13 protein-coding genes are annotated in these 17,066 nt (G+C 46.0%); 9 read left to right on the top strand and 4 right to left on the bottom strand.

Features of this window, described 5'->3' with window-relative positions:
* Nucleotides 1-157 precede the first annotated feature (157 nt).
* Together R7Q46_RS09230 and R7Q46_RS09225 are read right to left on the bottom strand one after the other, a co-directional pair.
* Nucleotides 158-1,417, bottom strand: coding sequence for an inorganic phosphate transporter (locus R7Q46_RS09230; RefSeq protein ID WP_005379898.1), 1,260 nt, complete (start codon nucleotides 1,415-1,417; stop codon nucleotides 158-160).
* A gap of 131 nt (nucleotides 1,418-1,548) precedes the next feature.
* Complete coding sequence (locus R7Q46_RS09225) at nucleotides 1,549-2,229, bottom strand: TIGR00153 family protein (protein ID WP_005379896.1); 681 nt, start codon at nucleotides 2,227-2,229, stop codon at nucleotides 1,549-1,551.
* A gap of 212 nt (nucleotides 2,230-2,441) precedes the next feature.
* On the opposite strand from R7Q46_RS09225, the gene R7Q46_RS09220 reads away from it, so the two are divergent.
* On the top strand, nucleotides 2,442-3,974 hold the full coding sequence (locus R7Q46_RS09220; protein WP_005379894.1) for an inorganic triphosphatase: 1,533 nt from the start codon (nucleotides 2,442-2,444) through the stop codon (nucleotides 3,972-3,974).
* A gap of 41 nt (nucleotides 3,975-4,015) precedes the next feature.
* Here the strand turns inward: R7Q46_RS09220 and R7Q46_RS09215 are convergent, their stop codons facing one another.
* A complete protein-coding gene (locus R7Q46_RS09215; RefSeq protein WP_025768395.1) occupies nucleotides 4,016-4,789 on the bottom strand; it encodes a potassium channel family protein in 774 nt (257 codons plus the stop codon).
* Nucleotides 4,790-4,894: 105 nt separating this feature from the next.
* Between R7Q46_RS09215 and R7Q46_RS09210 the strand changes: the two genes are divergently transcribed.
* The 3 genes from R7Q46_RS09210 (at nucleotide 4,895) to hldE (ending at nucleotide 10,606) form a co-directional block, all read left to right on the top strand.
* On the top strand, nucleotides 4,895-6,151 hold the full coding sequence (locus tag R7Q46_RS09210; protein ID WP_005379890.1) for a methyl-accepting chemotaxis protein: 1,257 nt from the start codon (nucleotides 4,895-4,897) through the stop codon (nucleotides 6,149-6,151).
* A gap of 113 nt (nucleotides 6,152-6,264) precedes the next feature.
* Nucleotides 6,265-9,108 (top strand): bifunctional [glutamate--ammonia ligase]-adenylyl-L-tyrosine phosphorylase/[glutamate--ammonia-ligase] adenylyltransferase, encoded by a 2,844-nt coding sequence (gene glnE, locus R7Q46_RS09205; RefSeq protein WP_213960829.1) that lies wholly within the window; start codon nucleotides 6,265-6,267, stop codon nucleotides 9,106-9,108.
* 67 nt (nucleotides 9,109-9,175) lie between these two features.
* Nucleotides 9,176-10,606: a bifunctional D-glycero-beta-D-manno-heptose-7-phosphate kinase/D-glycero-beta-D-manno-heptose 1-phosphate adenylyltransferase HldE gene (gene hldE, locus R7Q46_RS09200; RefSeq protein ID WP_017633601.1), complete on the top strand. Its 1,431-nt coding sequence runs from the start codon at nucleotides 9,176-9,178 to the stop codon at nucleotides 10,604-10,606.
* A gap of 177 nt (nucleotides 10,607-10,783) precedes the next feature.
* Here the strand turns inward: hldE and tolC are convergent, their stop codons facing one another.
* Complete coding sequence (gene tolC / locus R7Q46_RS09195) at nucleotides 10,784-12,112, bottom strand: outer membrane channel protein TolC (RefSeq protein ID WP_005379884.1); 1,329 nt, start codon at nucleotides 12,110-12,112, stop codon at nucleotides 10,784-10,786.
* 229 nt (nucleotides 12,113-12,341) lie between these two features.
* On the opposite strand from tolC, the gene nudF reads away from it, so the two are divergent.
* From nudF to parE, 5 genes are all read left to right on the top strand, one after another.
* Nucleotides 12,342-12,992 carry an ADP-ribose diphosphatase gene (gene nudF / locus R7Q46_RS09190; RefSeq protein WP_171344382.1) on the top strand — a complete coding sequence of 217 codons (651 nt, stop codon included), beginning with the start codon at nucleotides 12,342-12,344 and terminating at the stop codon, nucleotides 12,990-12,992.
* Nucleotides 12,992-13,435, top strand: a complete 444-nt coding sequence (locus R7Q46_RS09185) for a DUF1249 family protein (protein WP_017633603.1) — start codon at nucleotides 12,992-12,994, stop codon at nucleotides 13,433-13,435. Before nudF ends, R7Q46_RS09185 begins: the two co-directional genes overlap by 1 nt.
* Nucleotides 13,436-13,496: 61 nt before the next feature.
* Nucleotides 13,497-14,303, top strand: coding sequence for a 3',5'-cyclic-AMP phosphodiesterase (gene cpdA / locus R7Q46_RS09180; protein ID WP_005387419.1), 807 nt, complete (start codon nucleotides 13,497-13,499; stop codon nucleotides 14,301-14,303).
* A 47-nt stretch (nucleotides 14,304-14,350) separates the two neighbouring features.
* Nucleotides 14,351-14,935 carry an esterase YqiA gene (gene yqiA / locus R7Q46_RS09175; RefSeq protein ID WP_017820245.1) on the top strand — a complete coding sequence of 195 codons (585 nt, stop codon included), beginning with the start codon at nucleotides 14,351-14,353 and terminating at the stop codon, nucleotides 14,933-14,935.
* Nucleotides 14,936-15,184: 249 nt separating this feature from the next.
* Nucleotides 15,185-17,065, top strand: coding sequence for a DNA topoisomerase IV subunit B (parE, locus tag R7Q46_RS09170; RefSeq protein ID WP_005387417.1), 1,881 nt, complete (start codon nucleotides 15,185-15,187; stop codon nucleotides 17,063-17,065).
* The last annotated feature ends 1 nt before the right edge of the window (nucleotide 17,066 follow it).

Raw genomic sequence — 17,066 nt, 5'->3', positions numbered from 1 at the left:
TCTTGGAGACAGCGTTGGCACCGAATGATTGGAGCCGGAAATAGACGAATAGTATGCAGTTTCAAACCTCGGTGCAACAAAGAAGGGAGGCAAAGCCTCCCTTTCTGTGCGTTTGAGTCAATAATGACAAAGCGCTTACATTCTATTGACGAGTGTCTTAAGCGAACATCGCTTGAAGTCCGTAGAAGAATACTACGGCCAATAACGCACCCGCTGGTAGTGTAACGATCCATGATGCCACGATGTTACGAACTACGCCTAGGTTCAGTGCTGCGATACCACGAGCAAAGCCAACACCGAGAACCGCACCAACCAATGTTTGAGTGGTTGAAATTGGCAGGCCTGTACCAGACGCTAGAACTACTGTACATGCTGTTGCTAGCTGTGCTGCAAAACCGCGGCTAGGCGTTAGCTCAGTGATGCCTGTACCAACGGTTGCCATTACTTTGTGACCCAGTGTTGCAAGACCGACCACGATACCAATACCACCAAGAGGTAGAATCCACCAAGCGATGGTGCTTTTCGTGCTGATTTCGCCCATGTGTTCAACAGTCGATACGACAGCAGACAGTGGACCAATGGCGTTTGCAACGTCGTTTGAACCGTGTGCAAATGCCATCGCACAAGCGGTGATAACCATCAGAACGCTGAAGATACCTTCCACGCCAGAAAAGCTGCGGTCTTCTTCGCGATTAGCGAATTTTTTCTGGATGTATACGTAGCCGCCAATCATCACAAGTGCTGAAACTGCTGCTGCCCACATCCAGGCTTCACCATTGGTCAGGTGAAGACCAACGTGTTTTAGACCTTTTTTGATGGTTACAAGTGCAATCACCATTGTTGTGATGAACATGTAAACAGGTACAAAACGTTTCGCATTAAACAGAGGGTTCTCTGTATCAAAAATCAGGCGTTGTGCGCTGACAAAGATAACGTAAGCAAAGAAACCTGAAATCACTGGCGTAATAATCCAGCTACCAACAATGCCTTGAACGCTGCCCCAGTCAACCGCTTCAGTACCTACTGATACGCATGCAAAACCAATGATTGCACCGATAATTGAGTGAGTCGTTGATACTGGCCAGCCCATGTAAGAGGCAAGAAGCAGCCATGTACCTGCTGCCAAAAGCGCAGACATCATGCCGTAGACAAGAACATCTGGTTGACTAGCAAATAAAGAAGTTTCGATTACACCTTTACGGATAGTGTCGGTTACTTCACCGCCTGCAAGGTAAGCACCTGCAAATTCGAAGATCATCGCAATGATGATAGCTTGTTTTACAGTTAGCGCTTTTGAACCTACAGATGTACCCATCGCATTAGCAACGTCGTTCGCGCCAATACCAATCGCCATCATGAAACCAAAAATCGCTGCAACAATAATCAGGACAGTGCCGTAGTTCGCAAGGATATCCATCGTAATACCTAGTTGTTTTATAACAAGCGGAACAAAATTTTACGCGCGCCAAACCATAAGACGATGAAAATAGTCATCGTCCCTATGACACGTGTTAATTATGCTCTTCGTTATGTCGTTAACTTTATGTTTTAAGATCGAGATAGCATGACTTCCAAACGAGCACCTACGCGCTGCGCTTGGTCGGCAATACCACCTACCCATTCAAGAATCTTGTATAGGAACATGACATCGATAGGGTTCATGTCAGCTTCAATCACCATCAACTGCTGGCGAAGTTCAATCTGCATGGCATCGGTATCATCTTCGATAACGTCTAATTGATGAATCATTTCAGCGACGAGCGTCACTTCACGGCCTTTGAAGCCGGTTTCTAGCAATTCATCAAGTTCATTGATTACCTTTTGCGCCTGATCGGCAGCATCAAGACAACGTTGAACGTAAGCGAGGAAGTTTGGTTGGAGAGCCTCAGGGATGACAAGTTGACGACCATATACACGGCCAGCAATGTCTTTTGCCAGGTTTGCAAGTTTGTCCTGTTGAGTCAAAAGCTCAAGCATGTCAGTACGGTCGACTGGCATGAACAAACCGCGAGGCAGTTTTAGACGGATTTCACGTTTCAGCACATCCGCTTCTTTCTCTAAGTGAGAAATTTGTGCACGGATTTCTGCTGCTTTTTCCCAATCACCCTTTGAAGATACTTCAAAGAATTTCACCAAGTGTGAACAACATTCGTTGACACACACAACGTGGCGTTGCAAAGGCTTAATTGGGGACTTTGCAAATAACCCCATAATTGTATTTACTGGCATGGTCATTCAACCTAATAACTATAACCTTAAAAAAACATACACCATTTCTGAGTGCTTGGCGAAATGTTGAACGATGGCTATAAAGGCGCGCATGGTAACGCATTAAATCGCTCATTAAAACTGTTTTAGATCATCATTCCGGCGATATTTCTCTCTTGCCGTGTGAGAAATTACGCAATATCCTGTTTCTATCTGCTTTGAAAGGTATAGCTATGGAAACCGAAATAGAACTGAAGTTTTTTGTTTCTCCTGAATTTTCAGAAACTTTAAAAGAAAAAATTTCTGAGACAAAAGTACTTCAGCATAGTTGTCGTGACTTGGGTAACACCTATTTTGATACTGCCGATAAATGGCTTAGAAAGCACGACATTGGTTTAAGAATTCGCCGTTTTGATGATGTATTCGTCCAAACCGTAAAGACAGCAGGACGCGTCGTCGCAGGCTTACATCAAAGACCAGAATACAATGCTGAGCACACTAGCGACGAGCCTAATCTGTCGCTTCATCCTCTAGATATTTGGCCTCCAGGTAAAGATGCAGAAACGCTGCAATCCGAGCTTATGCCATTATTCTCGACCAACTTCACACGTGAACAATGGCTGATTGGCATGCCCGATGGCAGTCAGATTGAAGTTGCCTTTGACCAAGGCTTAGTTGTAGCCAAAGGTGAAGACGAAGAAGAGAAGCAAGAGCCAATTTGCGAAGTTGAACTGGAACTTAAGTCTGGCCAAACCGAAGCTTTATTCACACTGGCACGCAGCTTTTGCGAGCAAGGCGGTATGCGCTTGGGTAACTTGAGCAAAGCGGCGAAAGGTTATCGACTTGCAAGCGGTTATGCGGGTGATGAAGTAAAATCATTGGCACTTGTGGACAGTAGTCCGACGGATACCGTTGAATTTTGCTTGATCAACTCTTTAGAGCACGCTTTGTCTCATTGGCATTATCACGAGCAAATTTATGCTGAGCGTGACAGCGTGGAAGCACTGCGTGAAATCAGTAATGCCATTCGTTTCATTCGTCAAACATTGACTATTTTTGGCGGGATTGTCCCTCGTCGCGCGAGTGCGATTCTGCGCCAAGAGCTTAAATGGTTGGAAGAAGAACTGAGTTGGTTGGATGAGCATGCACACCTTGAAGAGCTCTTAGATGACAAAGGCAATGTGCTGCGTAAGTTGGATGCGCGTAAGTTCTTAGTATCTGAGCTGACTCAGCAGTTACAAGAGTTGCCAAGCCGTGAAGAAGTGCTAGGGTTGCTCAATTCCGCGCGTTACACAGGGTTACTGCTGGATCTAAGCCGCTGGATCTTAGCACGCGGTTGGCAGCCATTTCTTGATGAAAAAGCACGTGAAAAGATGGCAAGTAACATCATGCCGTTTTCAGTTACTCAGCTCGATCGCACTTGGGCTGAGCTAATGGAAGCTTTCCCAGCAGAGCGCGATTTGACGGCGCAAGAGTACGTTGATCAGCGTTATCGCTTATTGCGTAACCTCTATACTGGTATTGGTTTCGCGAGTTTGTATAACTCGGATGAGCGTAACAGCTTCCGTTTACCATGGGCGGATCTGGTGCATGGTATCGATGATCTGCTAATGCTGAACCACTTGCTCCCGTTGGTTGATATGCTGGAAGACGCAGAAAAAGAGCAGTTAGAACGCTGGTTGCACCGTCAAGAGCGCTCAATTTTGCATGCAATGGATCAAACCCGAGCGATCAGTGTGGAAGTACAGCCTTATTGGCGTGAATGATCGTTCTGGTGGTAACGACAAAAAAATAGGACCGCATGGTCCTATTTTTTTGTCTCTGTTTTACGTTGTTGTAGCTCTTTTTCCATGAAATCGAGTCGTTCTAGTATTTGCGCTTGTTGGGTTAGGAGCTGCTCGAGCATACGTTCTTTATTGATTGAACTGTGCGTCTGTTGTTTCGTTGGGGCAGTAAGGATAGAGGTGATAAGACCCGAGATCATACCAAAGATACCCACCCCGCAAACAATGATGATGACAGCCAAAAACTTTCCTATGGAGGTCACAGGATAATGATCGCCGTAACCAACCGTTGAGATCGTTACAAATACCCACCACAAAGCATCGGCGCCAGTGCGAATATTCGCTTCTGGGTTTTTCGCTTCGATAAACAGCATTGCACTAGAACCGAGCGTTATGAGGATAACCATCAATAGCAGTATAGAGGCGACCGTAGTTTCGCGGCGGTTTTCTTTGAGCTGATGCAAAATGAACTTTGACGAACGCAGTACTAATACCACTCGCATAATATGAAAAATACGAGCAAAGCGCAGGGGCTCTATCAATGGGATGCTCGCCACGAAATCTATCCAATGACGTTTAAGGAATAACCAGCGATCTGTGGACCGGATCAAATCAATGGTGAGCTGTAGTAGAAAAATACTACAGATTATGAAATCCAGACCGATAAGAACTTGACGGGTTTCGTGATCGATCGGGAAAAACAACAAGCCAGAGATCACAAATAGTGCCATAAAAGACAATATTAGTGACAACAGGCCCATCGGTCGTGTGCTGTCTTTGATATCATTGTTTTTCATACGAAGCTCAAAATAAATCGCGTAACCACGCAAAGCGCGAACATAATTATAAGTAATATAAAGATTATAGATAAAGACTATATAAGACTCGGTGGAGAACTGACAATGGAAAAGCTGGCATTTAAGCCATGGGAAAGGGTCATATCCGACATTCGACTGGTGCCTAAAATGGTCATGTTGATGGTCTTCAGTACTGTCCTGATCGTGGCAAAACAACTGTGGGACGCAAACACTTTTTACGACTCACTTTTAGCGGCGACACAAAACGCGCAAGTTGCCCAACAGCATTATGAAGCATACTTAACGCAAGTTGCTTGGCAAACCGCCTTATTGATAGTGGTTTTTGTCGTGCTCTTATTAGCGGCGGCTAGAGTGATGTTGCGTCAAACACAGTATCTGAGCGACGCGATCAAACTGATGGCGAGCAAGAACCTCTCTGTTCCATTTGGTATGGATTGTAAAGATGAATACGGAGACGTGGCACGTGAATTAGAAAAGACACGTCGACAATTGCACGATGTGATTCAAATGCAAATTAATGCGTCTGATGAATTATCAACGCTCACCGAAGTCATGACTCTGAGCATGTCGGAAACGAAGGAATCGGCGCAAGAAGAGTTTAACGAAATTGATCAACTTGCTACGGCGATGAGTGAGATGTCGTCGACGGTCCAAACGGTTGCGGAACATGCCCAGACGGCATCTTCTCTAACAGAGCAAGCTTCCGCACAAGCAATTTCTGGTCAGCAGTTCTTGCAAAGTACAATGGCGAAAATGAGTGAACTTTCGTCGGATATCGCTTCATCGGCACAAGCGGTTAACCAAGTTGAAGAACGTGTTGAAGCCATTGGTAGCGTTGTGGGGACGATTCAAGGCATTTCTGAACAAACCAACCTGCTTGCACTGAATGCGGCGATTGAAGCGGCGCGAGCTGGCGAGGCTGGGCGGGGTTTTGCTGTGGTTGCAGATGAAGTTCGTAACCTTGCCCAACGCACACAACAAGCGACGGTAGAAATTCAAGAGATGATCGCACAGCTGCAAACCAGTGCTGAATCTGCGGTAGAACTCATGGAAAAAAGCGTTGTAGAAGCGGCAGATGGAAACGAGCTGGTTTCTAATGCTGGATCTGAGCTCGATGGTATTGTTGGGCAAGTGACGCAAATCAATGACATGAACTTCCAGATCGCGACGGCGTCTGGTCAACAAAGCAGTGTTGCAGAAGAGATGAGCCAAAACCTCACCAATGTACGTGAGTTGGTGGAAGCCTCAGTTGTTGTTGTTACCGAGCTGCTAGAAACCTCTGAAATGATGCAAAATAATGCAGGTGAGCTAGACAAGAAGATTAAATCTTTCCAAGTTTAATATTCGATCCCGAACTTTTGATAAAACGCCCACAAACCTTTTGTGGGCGTTTTTATTTGCTTTCAGTCTGGTATAAAGAATGAGTTACCGTGCTTTTCAAACAAGGAAGAAAAATGCAGCTGCCTTCGCCACTGATTTCTATCGCTGAATCTGCCGTACAAAACGCCCAAGACGCAGGTTATTTTCCCCTTTGGCCCGATGAGGTTGCGCAGCAATTTCGTTATGTGGCGGGCTTAAGCCAATTTATAACCGAAGCCATTCATCGCGATGAAGTCCTAGCCCGTGAGTTGCCAAGTATGTTAGCGCAGCCAAGTCGTCAGGAGTCTTACCGCTCACGCCTTGCTGAACTGTTGGAACAATGTCCTGATGAGATGTCTGGCCATCGCGTGTTGCGTCAGTTTCGCAACCGAGAAATGGTGTACATTGCGTGGAAGGATTTCACGCATGCATGGTCGCTAGAGACGTCTTTAAGCCACTTATCTGAGTTGGCAGAAGCGATGATTTTTGAAACCTATCAATGGCAATATCAAGTGTGTTGTCAGGAGTGGGGCACGCCAACAAGTGAGGACGGTGAAGTGCAGCCGATGTTAATTATCGGTATGGGGAAACTGGGTGGTGGCGAGCTAAACTTTTCTTCCGATATTGATTTAATTTTCACGTACCCAGAGAATGGCGAAACCCAAGGCGCACGCCGAAGCATTGCTAATGCCCAGTTCTTTACTCGTCTTGGTCAACGCATCATCAAAGCGCTCGACCAACAAACCTTCGATGGTTTTTGCTACCGCGTCGACATGCGACTTCGCCCATTTGGAGAAAGTGGCCCCTTGGTAATGAGCTATGCCGCACTTGAAGATTATTACCAAGAGCAGGGGCGAGATTGGGAACGTTACGCGATGATCAAAGCTCGGGTGATGGGATGTGAGATGTACCCGCAGTATCAAGAGCTACGCCAAATGCTGCGCCCTTTTGTTTTTCGTCGTTATATTGATTTCAGTGCGATTCAATCTTTGCGACGAATGAAGTCGATGATCAGTAGCGAGGTTCGCCGCCGAGGGTTGAATAACAACATTAAGCTAGGTGCGGGTGGCATCCGAGAAATTGAATTTATCGCTCAAGTTTTTCAATTGATTCGAGGTGGTCGAGAGCCTTCTTTGCGTAATCGAGGGCTGTTGGAAACGCTGCAAGGCATTGAAGAACTGGCATTGCTTACTCCAAAAGAAGTCAGCGATCTAGAAGCTGCATACAAGTACTTGCGTCAATTAGAAAACTTGTTGCAAGCAATGGCGGATAAGCAAACCCAGACGCTGCCTGATTGCGAAACCGAACGCTTAAAGCTCGCCACTGCGATGAAAATGAGCTGTTGGGAGCAATTAATTGAGCAAACCCAGCAGCATATGGCAAATGTTCACCAAGTTTTTGAATCACTAATTGGTGATGATGAAGAAGACGAGGGGACTACTGTTGCTCGTCATTTTCATGAGCTATGGGATATGGCCGACAAACAAGACGTTCTTGAGCATATCTTGCAGCAGGATATTCAGATTGAAGACTTTGCTTCATGCGCGAAAACCATCATCAACTTTAAAACCGATCTGGCCAAAAAAACGTTAGGCCCACGTGGACGCGAAGTGCTCAATCGTTTGATGCCGAAAGTGTTTGATGCGGTCTTTGCCCATCCTGATGCACAGTTTGGTTTATCTCGTGTACTTCACTTGCTACACAACATCTGCACTCGCACAACTTACTTGGAATTATTGGATGAGCATCCAGCGGCTCTGGTGCAGCTCGTACGTTTGTGTACCGCAAGCCCAATGATTTCAGAGCAGCTGTCTCGTTATCCTATCTTGCTTGATGAGTTAATCGACCCTGCGCAGCTGTACAATCCCATTCCATTAGACAGTTACCGTACAGAGCTACGTGATTATTTGGCACGTATTCCTGAAGATGATATGGAACAGCAAATGGAAGCGTTGCGTCAGTTTAAGCAAATTTGTATTTTGCGTATTGCAGCGGCAGATATTGCTGGCGCATTGCCAGTGATGAAAGTGAGTGACCATTTAACTTATTTAGCGGAAGCTATCGTGGATGCGGTGATCAGTCAGGCTTGGTTTCAAGTATCTGAAAAGTATGGCGAGCCAACGCATGTGAAAGATCGTGAAGGCAAAGGCTTTGCTGTAATTGGTTATGGTAAAGTCGGAGGGTGGGAGCTCGGCTATAACTCCGACTTGGATATTGTCTTCATGCATGACTGCCCAGTCAATGTCTACACTGACGGCAAAAAAGAGATTGATGGTCGTCAGTTCTACCTTCGTTTAGCACAGCGTATCATTCATATTTTCTCCACTCGCACCGCTTCCGGTATTTTATACGAGGTCGATACCCGATTGCGTCCGTCCGGTGCATCGGGTTTGTTGGTTAGCCCAACGGACGCGTTCGACGACTATCAACATCAAGACGCGTGGACATGGGAGCATCAAGCACTTGTCCGCGCGCGCATGATTTATGGTGATGAACCACTGGCGATCGCATTTCACAATACGCGGCATGATGTGTTGTGCAAAGCACGCGATCAAGCTGAACTGAAAAAAGACGTTGTCGAAATGAGAGAAAAAATGCGCGGTCATCTTGGGGGGAAAAAGCCAGGCCGCTTTATGCTCAAGCAAGATGTAGGTGGGATTACCGATATCGAATTTCTCGCTCAGTACCTAGTGCTCAACTATAGTCACGATAAGCCGAAATTGACGCGTTGGTGTGATAATGTGCGCATCTTTGAAACGCTCATTGCGCAAAATGTCATGGACGAAGACCAAGCAATGCAGTTGATACGTGCTTACACGACAATGCGCAACGAAATACACCGCCGAAATCTACTCAATTTAGACGCTGATGTGGTGGAAGATAAGTTTGTTGCCGAAAGGGAGTGGGTAAAACAGGCTTGGAATCAGTGGTTCAGTTAAGACCATATATTTAGCCTCGATAAGGGCTGTGATAAACTCACTTCGATTTAATTTTTGGAGACCAACAATGAAACCAATTCTACCTGATTACAACAGCGCTGGTGTGCTCATCATCGGTGATGTCATGCTAGATCGTTACTGGTATGGCCCAACCGGGCGCATTTCTCCTGAAGCGCCGGTTCCTGTTGTAAAAGTAGAAAACAATGAAGAGCGTCCTGGTGGTGCTGCGAACGTTGCGATGAACATCGCATCACTAGGTGGCCATGCTCACATTGTTGGTCTAACTGGGGAAGATGAGCCTGCAAAAGTGCTGACGGAGACGCTGAGCTCACTCAATGTGAAGTGCGATTTCGTTGCACTGCCTGATTACCCAACGATTACGAAGCTTCGTGTAATGAGCCGTGGACAACAGCTTATTCGTCTCGACTTCGAAGACAAGTTTGAAAACACAGATTCTGCGCCAGTGTTATCTCGAATGGATGCCGCACTGCCAAACGTTAAAGCCGTGATTATGTCTGACTATGCAAAAGGCTCGTTAGAGCATGTTCAGGCATACATTCAAAAAGCGCGCGCAGCAAATATTCCGGTTTTCATTGACCCGAAAGGTGCGGATTTTGAACGCTACCGTGGCGCAACACTTCTTACGCCAAACATGAAAGAGTTCGAAGACGTTGTAGGTAAAGTGAAATCTGACCAAGAGCTAGTAGAGAAAGCACTGGCTTTGGTTGAAGAGTTTGAATTTGAAGCGCTTTTAGTGACACGCAGCGAAAACGGAATGACCTTGATTCGTCGTGGTCAGGAACCGTTCCACCTTCCAACTCAAGCGAAAGAAGTGTACGACGTGACAGGTGCGGGCGACACGGTTATCTCTGTATTGGCAGCGTCTGTTGCCGCAGGCAAATCATTTGAAGAAGCGTGTGCACTAGCAAACGCAGCGGCAGGTGTTGTAGTTGGTAAACTAGGCACGTCAACGCTTTCTGAGATTGAATTAGCAGAAGCGGTACATGGCAGCCAAGACACGGATTACGGTGTGATTTCAGAAAAAGCACTGATCGAAGCGGTGAAAAAAGCACGAGCTCGTGGCGAGAAAGTCGTTATGACAAATGGCTGCTTTGATATTCTACACGCAGGGCATGTGTCTTACTTAAACCATGCTGCTGAACTGGGCGATCGCCTAATCGTTGCGGTAAATACCGATGAGTCAGTAAAACGCCTTAAAGGCCCTGGTCGTCCGGTAAACCCAACCGATCGCCGCATGGCGGTGTTGGCAGGTTTGGGCGCTGTGGATTGGGTTGTACCATTTAGTGAAGATACGCCGCAGCGTTTGATCTCAGAAGTTCTACCAAGCCTGCTAGTAAAAGGCGGTGACTACAAACCAGAAGAGATTGCTGGTGGTAAAGAAGTCATTGCGGCGGGTGGTGAAGTTCGTGTATTGAACTTTGAAGATGGCTGCTCGACCAGTGAAATCATTAATGCAATCAAAGGCGGTAAGGGCTAAGCCTGCTGTTTGTTAGCATTGAAATGCTATTTGCTCATAAAGGTCGCTAAGTGCGGCCTTTTTGATACTTTTAGTTCAGAGGCACTTTTAGGCTCTGAACTACAAGTAATAAAAAACGCCAGCTGATAACTCAACTGGCGTTTTTATTTATTAAGACCTGAAGTATTCAATTCGCGGTTATTTTGCCGCTTTCAAACCTGCATCAACGTCTAAGATGTCTTGTTCGCTTAGCGTACCAACTGCTTGGCGTAGCTGAAGAACACTTAAAATGTAGTCGTAACGAGCGTTCGATAGGTTTTTGTTCGCATCGTATAGACGACGAGTCGCGTCCAGTACATCAACGATAGTACGAGTACCTACATCAAAGCCAGCTTCTGTTGCTTCTAGTGCAGAGCGTGCAGAAATAACCGCTTGCTCATACGCACGTAATGCGCCGATAGAGGCGTTAATGTTGTTGTTTTGTGCGCGAACATCTTTTACTACGCTACGGTATTGCGCTTCAAGATCTTCGCTTGCAGCCACGTACGCGTATTCAGCTTGTTTGGTTTGAGAGGTTACGTTACCACCTGTGTATAGCGGTACAGCAAGGTTCACACCAATATTGAAGTTGTCTGTCGTGTTGTCACGAGAGCTATGAGAAGTATCACCGTAGTTGTAACCACCGTCTAGAGAGAGCGTTGGTAGGTGGCCAGAGCTTGCTAGTGAAATATTGTCACGCGCGATGTCTTGAAGAATACGTGATGATAGCAAGGTCAGGTTTTTGGTTTTTGCTTCATCAATGAGCGATTCAGCTGGTACGGTCGATGGGCTAGCAGTGAAGCGGCCAGTGTCCAAAATGTTGAGATCTTTGTGCTCTTGGCCTGTAATTTCACGCAGTGACTCGTAGCTATTAGTTAGCGCGTTTTCTGCCAACACTTCGTCCGCTAGCACTTGGTCGTACTGAGCTTGTGCGTCATGCACGTCAGTGATTGCAGACAAACCTACTTCAAAACGCTGTTTAGTTTGCTCAAGTTGACGGCCAACCGCGGCTTTTTCTGCACGTACGAAAACAAGATTATCTTGTGCGCGTAGAACTTCAAAATACGCTTGTGACACGCGAAGAATCAGTGCCTGTTGCGTCGCTGCGTAAGTTGCGTCTGCTTGGCGAGCACTTTTCTCAGCAGTATCTAGAGAGATCCAAGATGCGCGGTTGTAAAGTGCTTGTGAAAAGCTAACGCCAGCGGTTAGTGCGTTGCCATCGTTTGATACGTCGCTAATTAGATTTGAATCGTATTCAGTATCACCACGAGTTAAATTGTAACCCGCAGTAAGGTTAATTTGTGGTAATAGAGCACTACGGCTTGAGGTGATTGCTTCGAAAGCTTGGTCACGTTGTGCTGCTACACTGAGCAATTGTGGATCATTTTGTTTTGCCAAGTCGTAGATTTCAGCCAAAGAGTCTGCGAACGCAGACGTACTCATGCTACCTAGCGCTGCACTGATAAATAGTGGAAGCAATTTTTTCATTTTCTATTCCCGCGGTCCATAGATTGGTTAATTCTCAGTAGTTTAACTCAATTTGCACGATATTTACTCTAAAGTTTGCACTTTTTTACACGTAATTATCCACTTGTGCAATAAATTTTTAGCGAAGACTTAAATTAATTTGTAACTATTATACAAAAAGTTGAGCCAAGTCCTTTGAGCAAGCGAATAACAATGAGTAAACTACAGGATTCACTCAGAGAGGTGTTGAATGCAACAGCGTGACAAACAACAACAAGATTTTACTTCGCGAGATGTAAAAGTCATCTCGAAAGAAACCTTATTTGAAGGTTTTTTCAAAATGGTGAAATACCGCTTTCAGCATAGGCTATTTGCTGGTGGTTGGAGTGGAGTTGTCGAACGAGAAATGTTCGAGCGTGGTCACGCAGCAGCGATGCTTCCTTATGATCCCAATACGGACCAGGTCGTAATCATTGAACAGATTCGTATTGGCGCGTTGGAACATGAGCACCCTTGGCAGCTAGAAATTGTCGCCGGTATGATTGACCGCGATGAATCTGCTGAAGCCGTAATTCGTCGAGAGGCTGTCGAAGAAGCGGGGATTCAGGTGGGGCGCGTTATACCTGTCACTTCTTATTATCCTTCGGCTGGTGGTTGCTCGGAAAAGCTAGACGTCTTTGTTGGTGAAGTGGATGCGTCTAAAGCGCACGGCATTCATGGTTTAGACTATGAGAATGAAGACATCCAAGTTCATGTCATGAGTCGTGAAACGGCGTATCAATGGGTGAAGGACGGAAAATTTGAAAATGGTGCGTCGATTATTGCGTTGCAATGGCTGCAATTACACCATCAAGAGTTAAAGTCAGAATGGGGACAATCCCAAACGGTGGAGAGTGAGTAATGGCACAATTGGCTGAAAAACAACAATATCATGTTGATTTAGCTGGTCTTATGAGAACGTATGAGACCAACTACGCTAAGTTGAACGCCTTATTGCCTGCTTCTGCCGAAGTTGGGGATGTACGTTGCTACCAAGCGGCGAACATGGTTTACCAATTGACCGTGAATGAAATCACAAAATACACCACAGTTGTTGAGATATGTCAGAGTGATGAAACGCCAGTGTTTCCTTTACCGACGATGTCTGTCAGGCTTTATCATGATGCGAGAGTAGCCGAAGTATGCTCAAGCGGAGAGTTCTCTCGCATAAAAGCTAAGTATGATTATCCCAATGACCAACTGATGCAGAAAGATGAAAAGCATCAATTAAACACATTCCTCGGTGAATGGCTGACGTTTTGTTTACGAAGTGGTATCAGTAGAACACCACTTGCCTTCAATTGATCGTCACGTCACTAAAGGAAAATAACAAATAACGATATAGTGGACGAATCAGGTTTTCATTTTGCAATCATCTAGTGACAGCATCAAACTTTTACAAATTACGGATACTCATCTGTTTGCTGCCGATGAGGGAAGTTTGCTAAGCGTAAAAACAGTCGATAGCTTTAATGCTGTTGTTGCTGATGTTTTACGCCGCAACGTGGCGTTTGATTACATTTTGGCGACGGGCGATATTTCCCAAGACCATAGTGCAGAATCTTATCAGCGCTTTGCCAACGGCATTGAACCGCTAGAGAAAGACTGCTTTTGGCTACCTGGTAATCATGATTACAAGCCTAATATGGGCAGTGTTTTGCCTTCGCCACAAATCAAAGCCGCAGAGCATGTGTTGCTTGGCGAGCATTGGCAGTTAATTCTTTTAGACTCGCAAGTTGTTGGCGTTCCTCATGGGCGCTTGAGTGATCAGCAATTAACGCTACTCGAAGAAAAGCTAGCCGAACACCCAGAAAGACACACACTTGTTTTGTTGCATCATCACCCGTTACTGGTCGGAAGCGCGTGGCTTGATCAACATACTTTAAAAGATGCCGAAGCGTTTTGGCAGGTTGTCGAGCGTTTTGATAACGTGAAAGGCATTCTCTGTGGTCATGTTCATCAAGATATGAATGTGCTTCACAAGGGCATTCGAGTGATGGCAACACCCTCAACTTGTGTTCAGTTTAAGCCTAACTCGGATGATTTTGCCCTTGATACCACTTCGCCTGGTTGGCGGGAGCTGCAACTACACGCTTGTGGCGATATTACGACCCAAGTAGGTCGGCTTCCTGATGGCCAGTTCCAACCAGACTTCTCTTCTAACGGCTACTAACGCGCCCGAGCTCTCTGTTCGGGCTCGCTTTTTTGTGCGAGATATCTATGAGTAAACCTTCACTTCTTCTCTATATCCATGGCTTTAATAGCTCTCCACTCTCCATGAAAGCGAATGTGATGAGAGCCTACTGCGAGCAACATAGGCCTGATATTAAGGTGATTGTTCCCCAGTTACCTTGTTATCCTCAGCAAGCGGCGAAAATGTTGTTGGATATTATCGAGCAATATAAAGACGACTATAAAATTGGTCTAGTGGGCAGCTCATTAGGCGGTTTTATGTCAACGTGGCTAAATGACAAGTTTGGGTTTAAAGCGGTAGTGGTCAACCCCGCAGTCAAGCCTTATGAGTTGCTAGTAGATTATTTGGGTAAGCAAACTAACCCATATACGCATGAAACCTATACACTTGAAGCTTGTCATATTGACGAGTTAAAAGCTCTTGATGTACAAAGCATCGCGTCGCCACATTCTTTTTGGTTATTGCAACAAACAGAAGATGAGGTTTTAGACTATCGACAAGCGGTAGATAAGTTTGCAGACGCTAAGCAAACAGTAGAACAAGGCGGTGATCACAGTTTTGTAGGCTTTGAGCGTTATCCTGCACAGATTATCGAATTTCTAGAACTGTAATTCGAAAGCGATTGGAAAAGGCTCATAGTTTTTATTGATATATCCAACCGTTTCTTGACATGGGCGGTATGCTTTCCGACTATGTTTTGCCAAAAGATCTTAAGGGTCGAGGACCCTGGCTACTTTGTTATGCATCATGTTTACAAACTCTTAGTGATGTGAACAGGGTGGCTTTTTCGTTTCCTGAGTATGGGTACGCCCATTGGTGATACTCAGGCAACAAGTAAACTTTGAGAATAATTCCGTATTATGACTGAACAATATAATGCTGGTGCCATTGAAGTACTGAATGGCTTAGAGCCAGTACGTCGCCGACCAGGGATGTATACGGATACAGCGCGCCCAAACCATTTGGGCCAAGAAGTTATCGACAACAGTGTCGATGAAGCGCTAGCCGGACATGCCTCAAAAGTACAAGTCATCCTACATGCTGACCAATCACTCGAAGTGATCGATGATGGTCGAGGCATGCCTGTTGATATCCACCCAGAAGAGAAAGTATCAGGCGTAGAGCTAATTCTATGTAAGCTACATGCGGGTGGTAAGTTCTCTAACAAAAACTACCAATTCTCTGGTGGTTTGCACGGGGTAGGTATATCTGTAGTAAACGCGTTGTCAAAACGCGTTGAAGTAACAGTTCGTCGTGATGGTCAAGTGTATGAAATTGCATTTGAACACGGCGAGAAAGTGTCTGATCTGACCGTAACTGGCACATGTGGTCGTCGCAATCGCGGTACCAGCGTACATTTCTGGCCTGATGCGAAGTACTTCGATTCGGCTAACTTCTCTGTGACGCGCTTAGTCAACAACCTGCGCGCAAAAGCGGTTTTGTGTCCGGGCTTAGAAATCACATTAACCGACAAAGTTAATGGCAAAGACTATAAGTGGTACTACGAAGATGGTTTGAAAGACTATCTTGCGGAAGGTGTAAAAGGCTATCCAGTTATTCCTGAAGAACCATTTACTGGTGAGTTCTTGGCGGATACTGAAGCGGCAAACTGGGCGGTAATTTGGCAGCCAGAAGGCGGTGAGATGATCACCGAAAGCTACGTTAACCTGATCCCAACCGCTCAAGGTGGTACGCACGTTAATGGTTTACGCCAAGGCTTGTTGGAAGCGATGCGCGAATTCTGTGAGTTCCGTAATCTATTACCTCGTGGTGTGAAGCTAACGGGTGATGACGTTTTCGACCGCTGTTCTTACGTGCTGTCGGTTAAAATTCAAGATCCACAATTTGCAGGCCAGACCAAGGAACGTCTCTCTTCTCGTCAAACCGCGGCATTTGTCTCTGGCGTTGTAAAAGATGCGTTCAGTCTTTGGTTGAACGAAAAGCCTCAGCTCGCAGAGCAATTGGCAGAAGTCTGTATCGCTAACGCGCACCGTCGTATGCGAGCGGCGAAAAAAGTCGTACGTAAGAAAGTGGCGTCCGGTCCGGCACTGCCAGGCAAGTTGACCGACTGTTCAGCACAGGACTTAAGTCGCACTGAAATCTTCTTTGTGGAGGGTGACTCTGCGGGTGGCTCGGCAAAACAGGCACGTGACCGTGAATTCCAAGCTGTGATGCCACTGCGTGGTAAGATCTTGAACACGTGGGAAGTCTCTGCCGATCAAGTTCTTGCGTCTCAAGAAGTACACGATATCTCTGTTGCTTTGGGTATTGACCCAGATAGCGACAACCTCGAGAGTCTTCGTTACGGTAAGATCTGTATCCTTGCCGATGCGGACTCGGATGGTCTTCACATCGCAACGCTGCTTTGTGCTCTATTTACTCGTCACTTCCGCGCACTAGTGGAAGCGGGTCATATCTATGTGGCAATGCCGCCTCTGTATCGAATCGACTGCGGGAAAGAAGTGTTCTACGCCCTCGATGACGATGAAAAAGATGGCATTTTAGAGCGCTTGTCGAAGAAGAAAGCCAAAATCAACGTGCAACGATTCAAAGGTCTGGGTGAGATGAACCCACTTCAGTTGCGTGAAACCACCATGGATCCGAACACGCGTCGCTTAGTGCAGTTAACCATTGACGACTCTACGGCGACCATGGAAATGATGGACATGCTGCTAGGTAAAAAGCGTGCAGATGACCGTCGTTCTTGGCTACAAAACAACGGCGACTTGGCAGAGGTGTAAC

Source organism: Vibrio sp. 811 (assembly GCF_033339195.1).
The sequence above is the reverse complement of the archived record's forward strand: the minus strand, read 5'-3'. Positions and strand labels throughout refer to the sequence as shown.

Bases quoted from the DNA above. Each gene is read 5' to 3' on its own strand.
- R7Q46_RS09225 (WP_005379896.1), bottom strand. From the start codon at position 2,229: ATGCCAGTAAATACAATTATGGGGTTATTTGCAAAGTCCCCAATTAAG.
- hldE (WP_017633601.1), top strand. From the start codon at position 9,176: ATGAAACCAATTCTACCTGATTACAACAGCGCTGGTGTGCTCATCATC.
- R7Q46_RS09215 (WP_025768395.1), bottom strand. From the start codon at position 4,789: ATGAAAAACAATGATATCAAAGACAGCACACGACCGATGGGCCTGTTG.
- R7Q46_RS09230 (WP_005379898.1), bottom strand. From the start codon at position 1,417: ATGGATATCCTTGCGAACTACGGCACTGTCCTGATTATTGTTGCAGCG.
- yqiA (WP_017820245.1), top strand. From the start codon at position 14,351: ATGAGTAAACCTTCACTTCTTCTCTATATCCATGGCTTTAATAGCTCT.
- nudF (WP_171344382.1), top strand. From the start codon at position 12,342: ATGCAACAGCGTGACAAACAACAACAAGATTTTACTTCGCGAGATGTA.
- parE (WP_005387417.1), top strand. From the start codon at position 15,185: ATGACTGAACAATATAATGCTGGTGCCATTGAAGTACTGAATGGCTTA.
- glnE (WP_213960829.1), top strand. From the start codon at position 6,265: ATGCAGCTGCCTTCGCCACTGATTTCTATCGCTGAATCTGCCGTACAA.
- R7Q46_RS09220 (WP_005379894.1), top strand. From the start codon at position 2,442: ATGGAAACCGAAATAGAACTGAAGTTTTTTGTTTCTCCTGAATTTTCA.
- tolC (WP_005379884.1), bottom strand. From the start codon at position 12,112: ATGAAAAAATTGCTTCCACTATTTATCAGTGCAGCGCTAGGTAGCATG.
- R7Q46_RS09210 (WP_005379890.1), top strand. From the start codon at position 4,895: ATGGAAAAGCTGGCATTTAAGCCATGGGAAAGGGTCATATCCGACATT.
- R7Q46_RS09185 (WP_017633603.1), top strand. From the start codon at position 12,992: ATGGCACAATTGGCTGAAAAACAACAATATCATGTTGATTTAGCTGGT.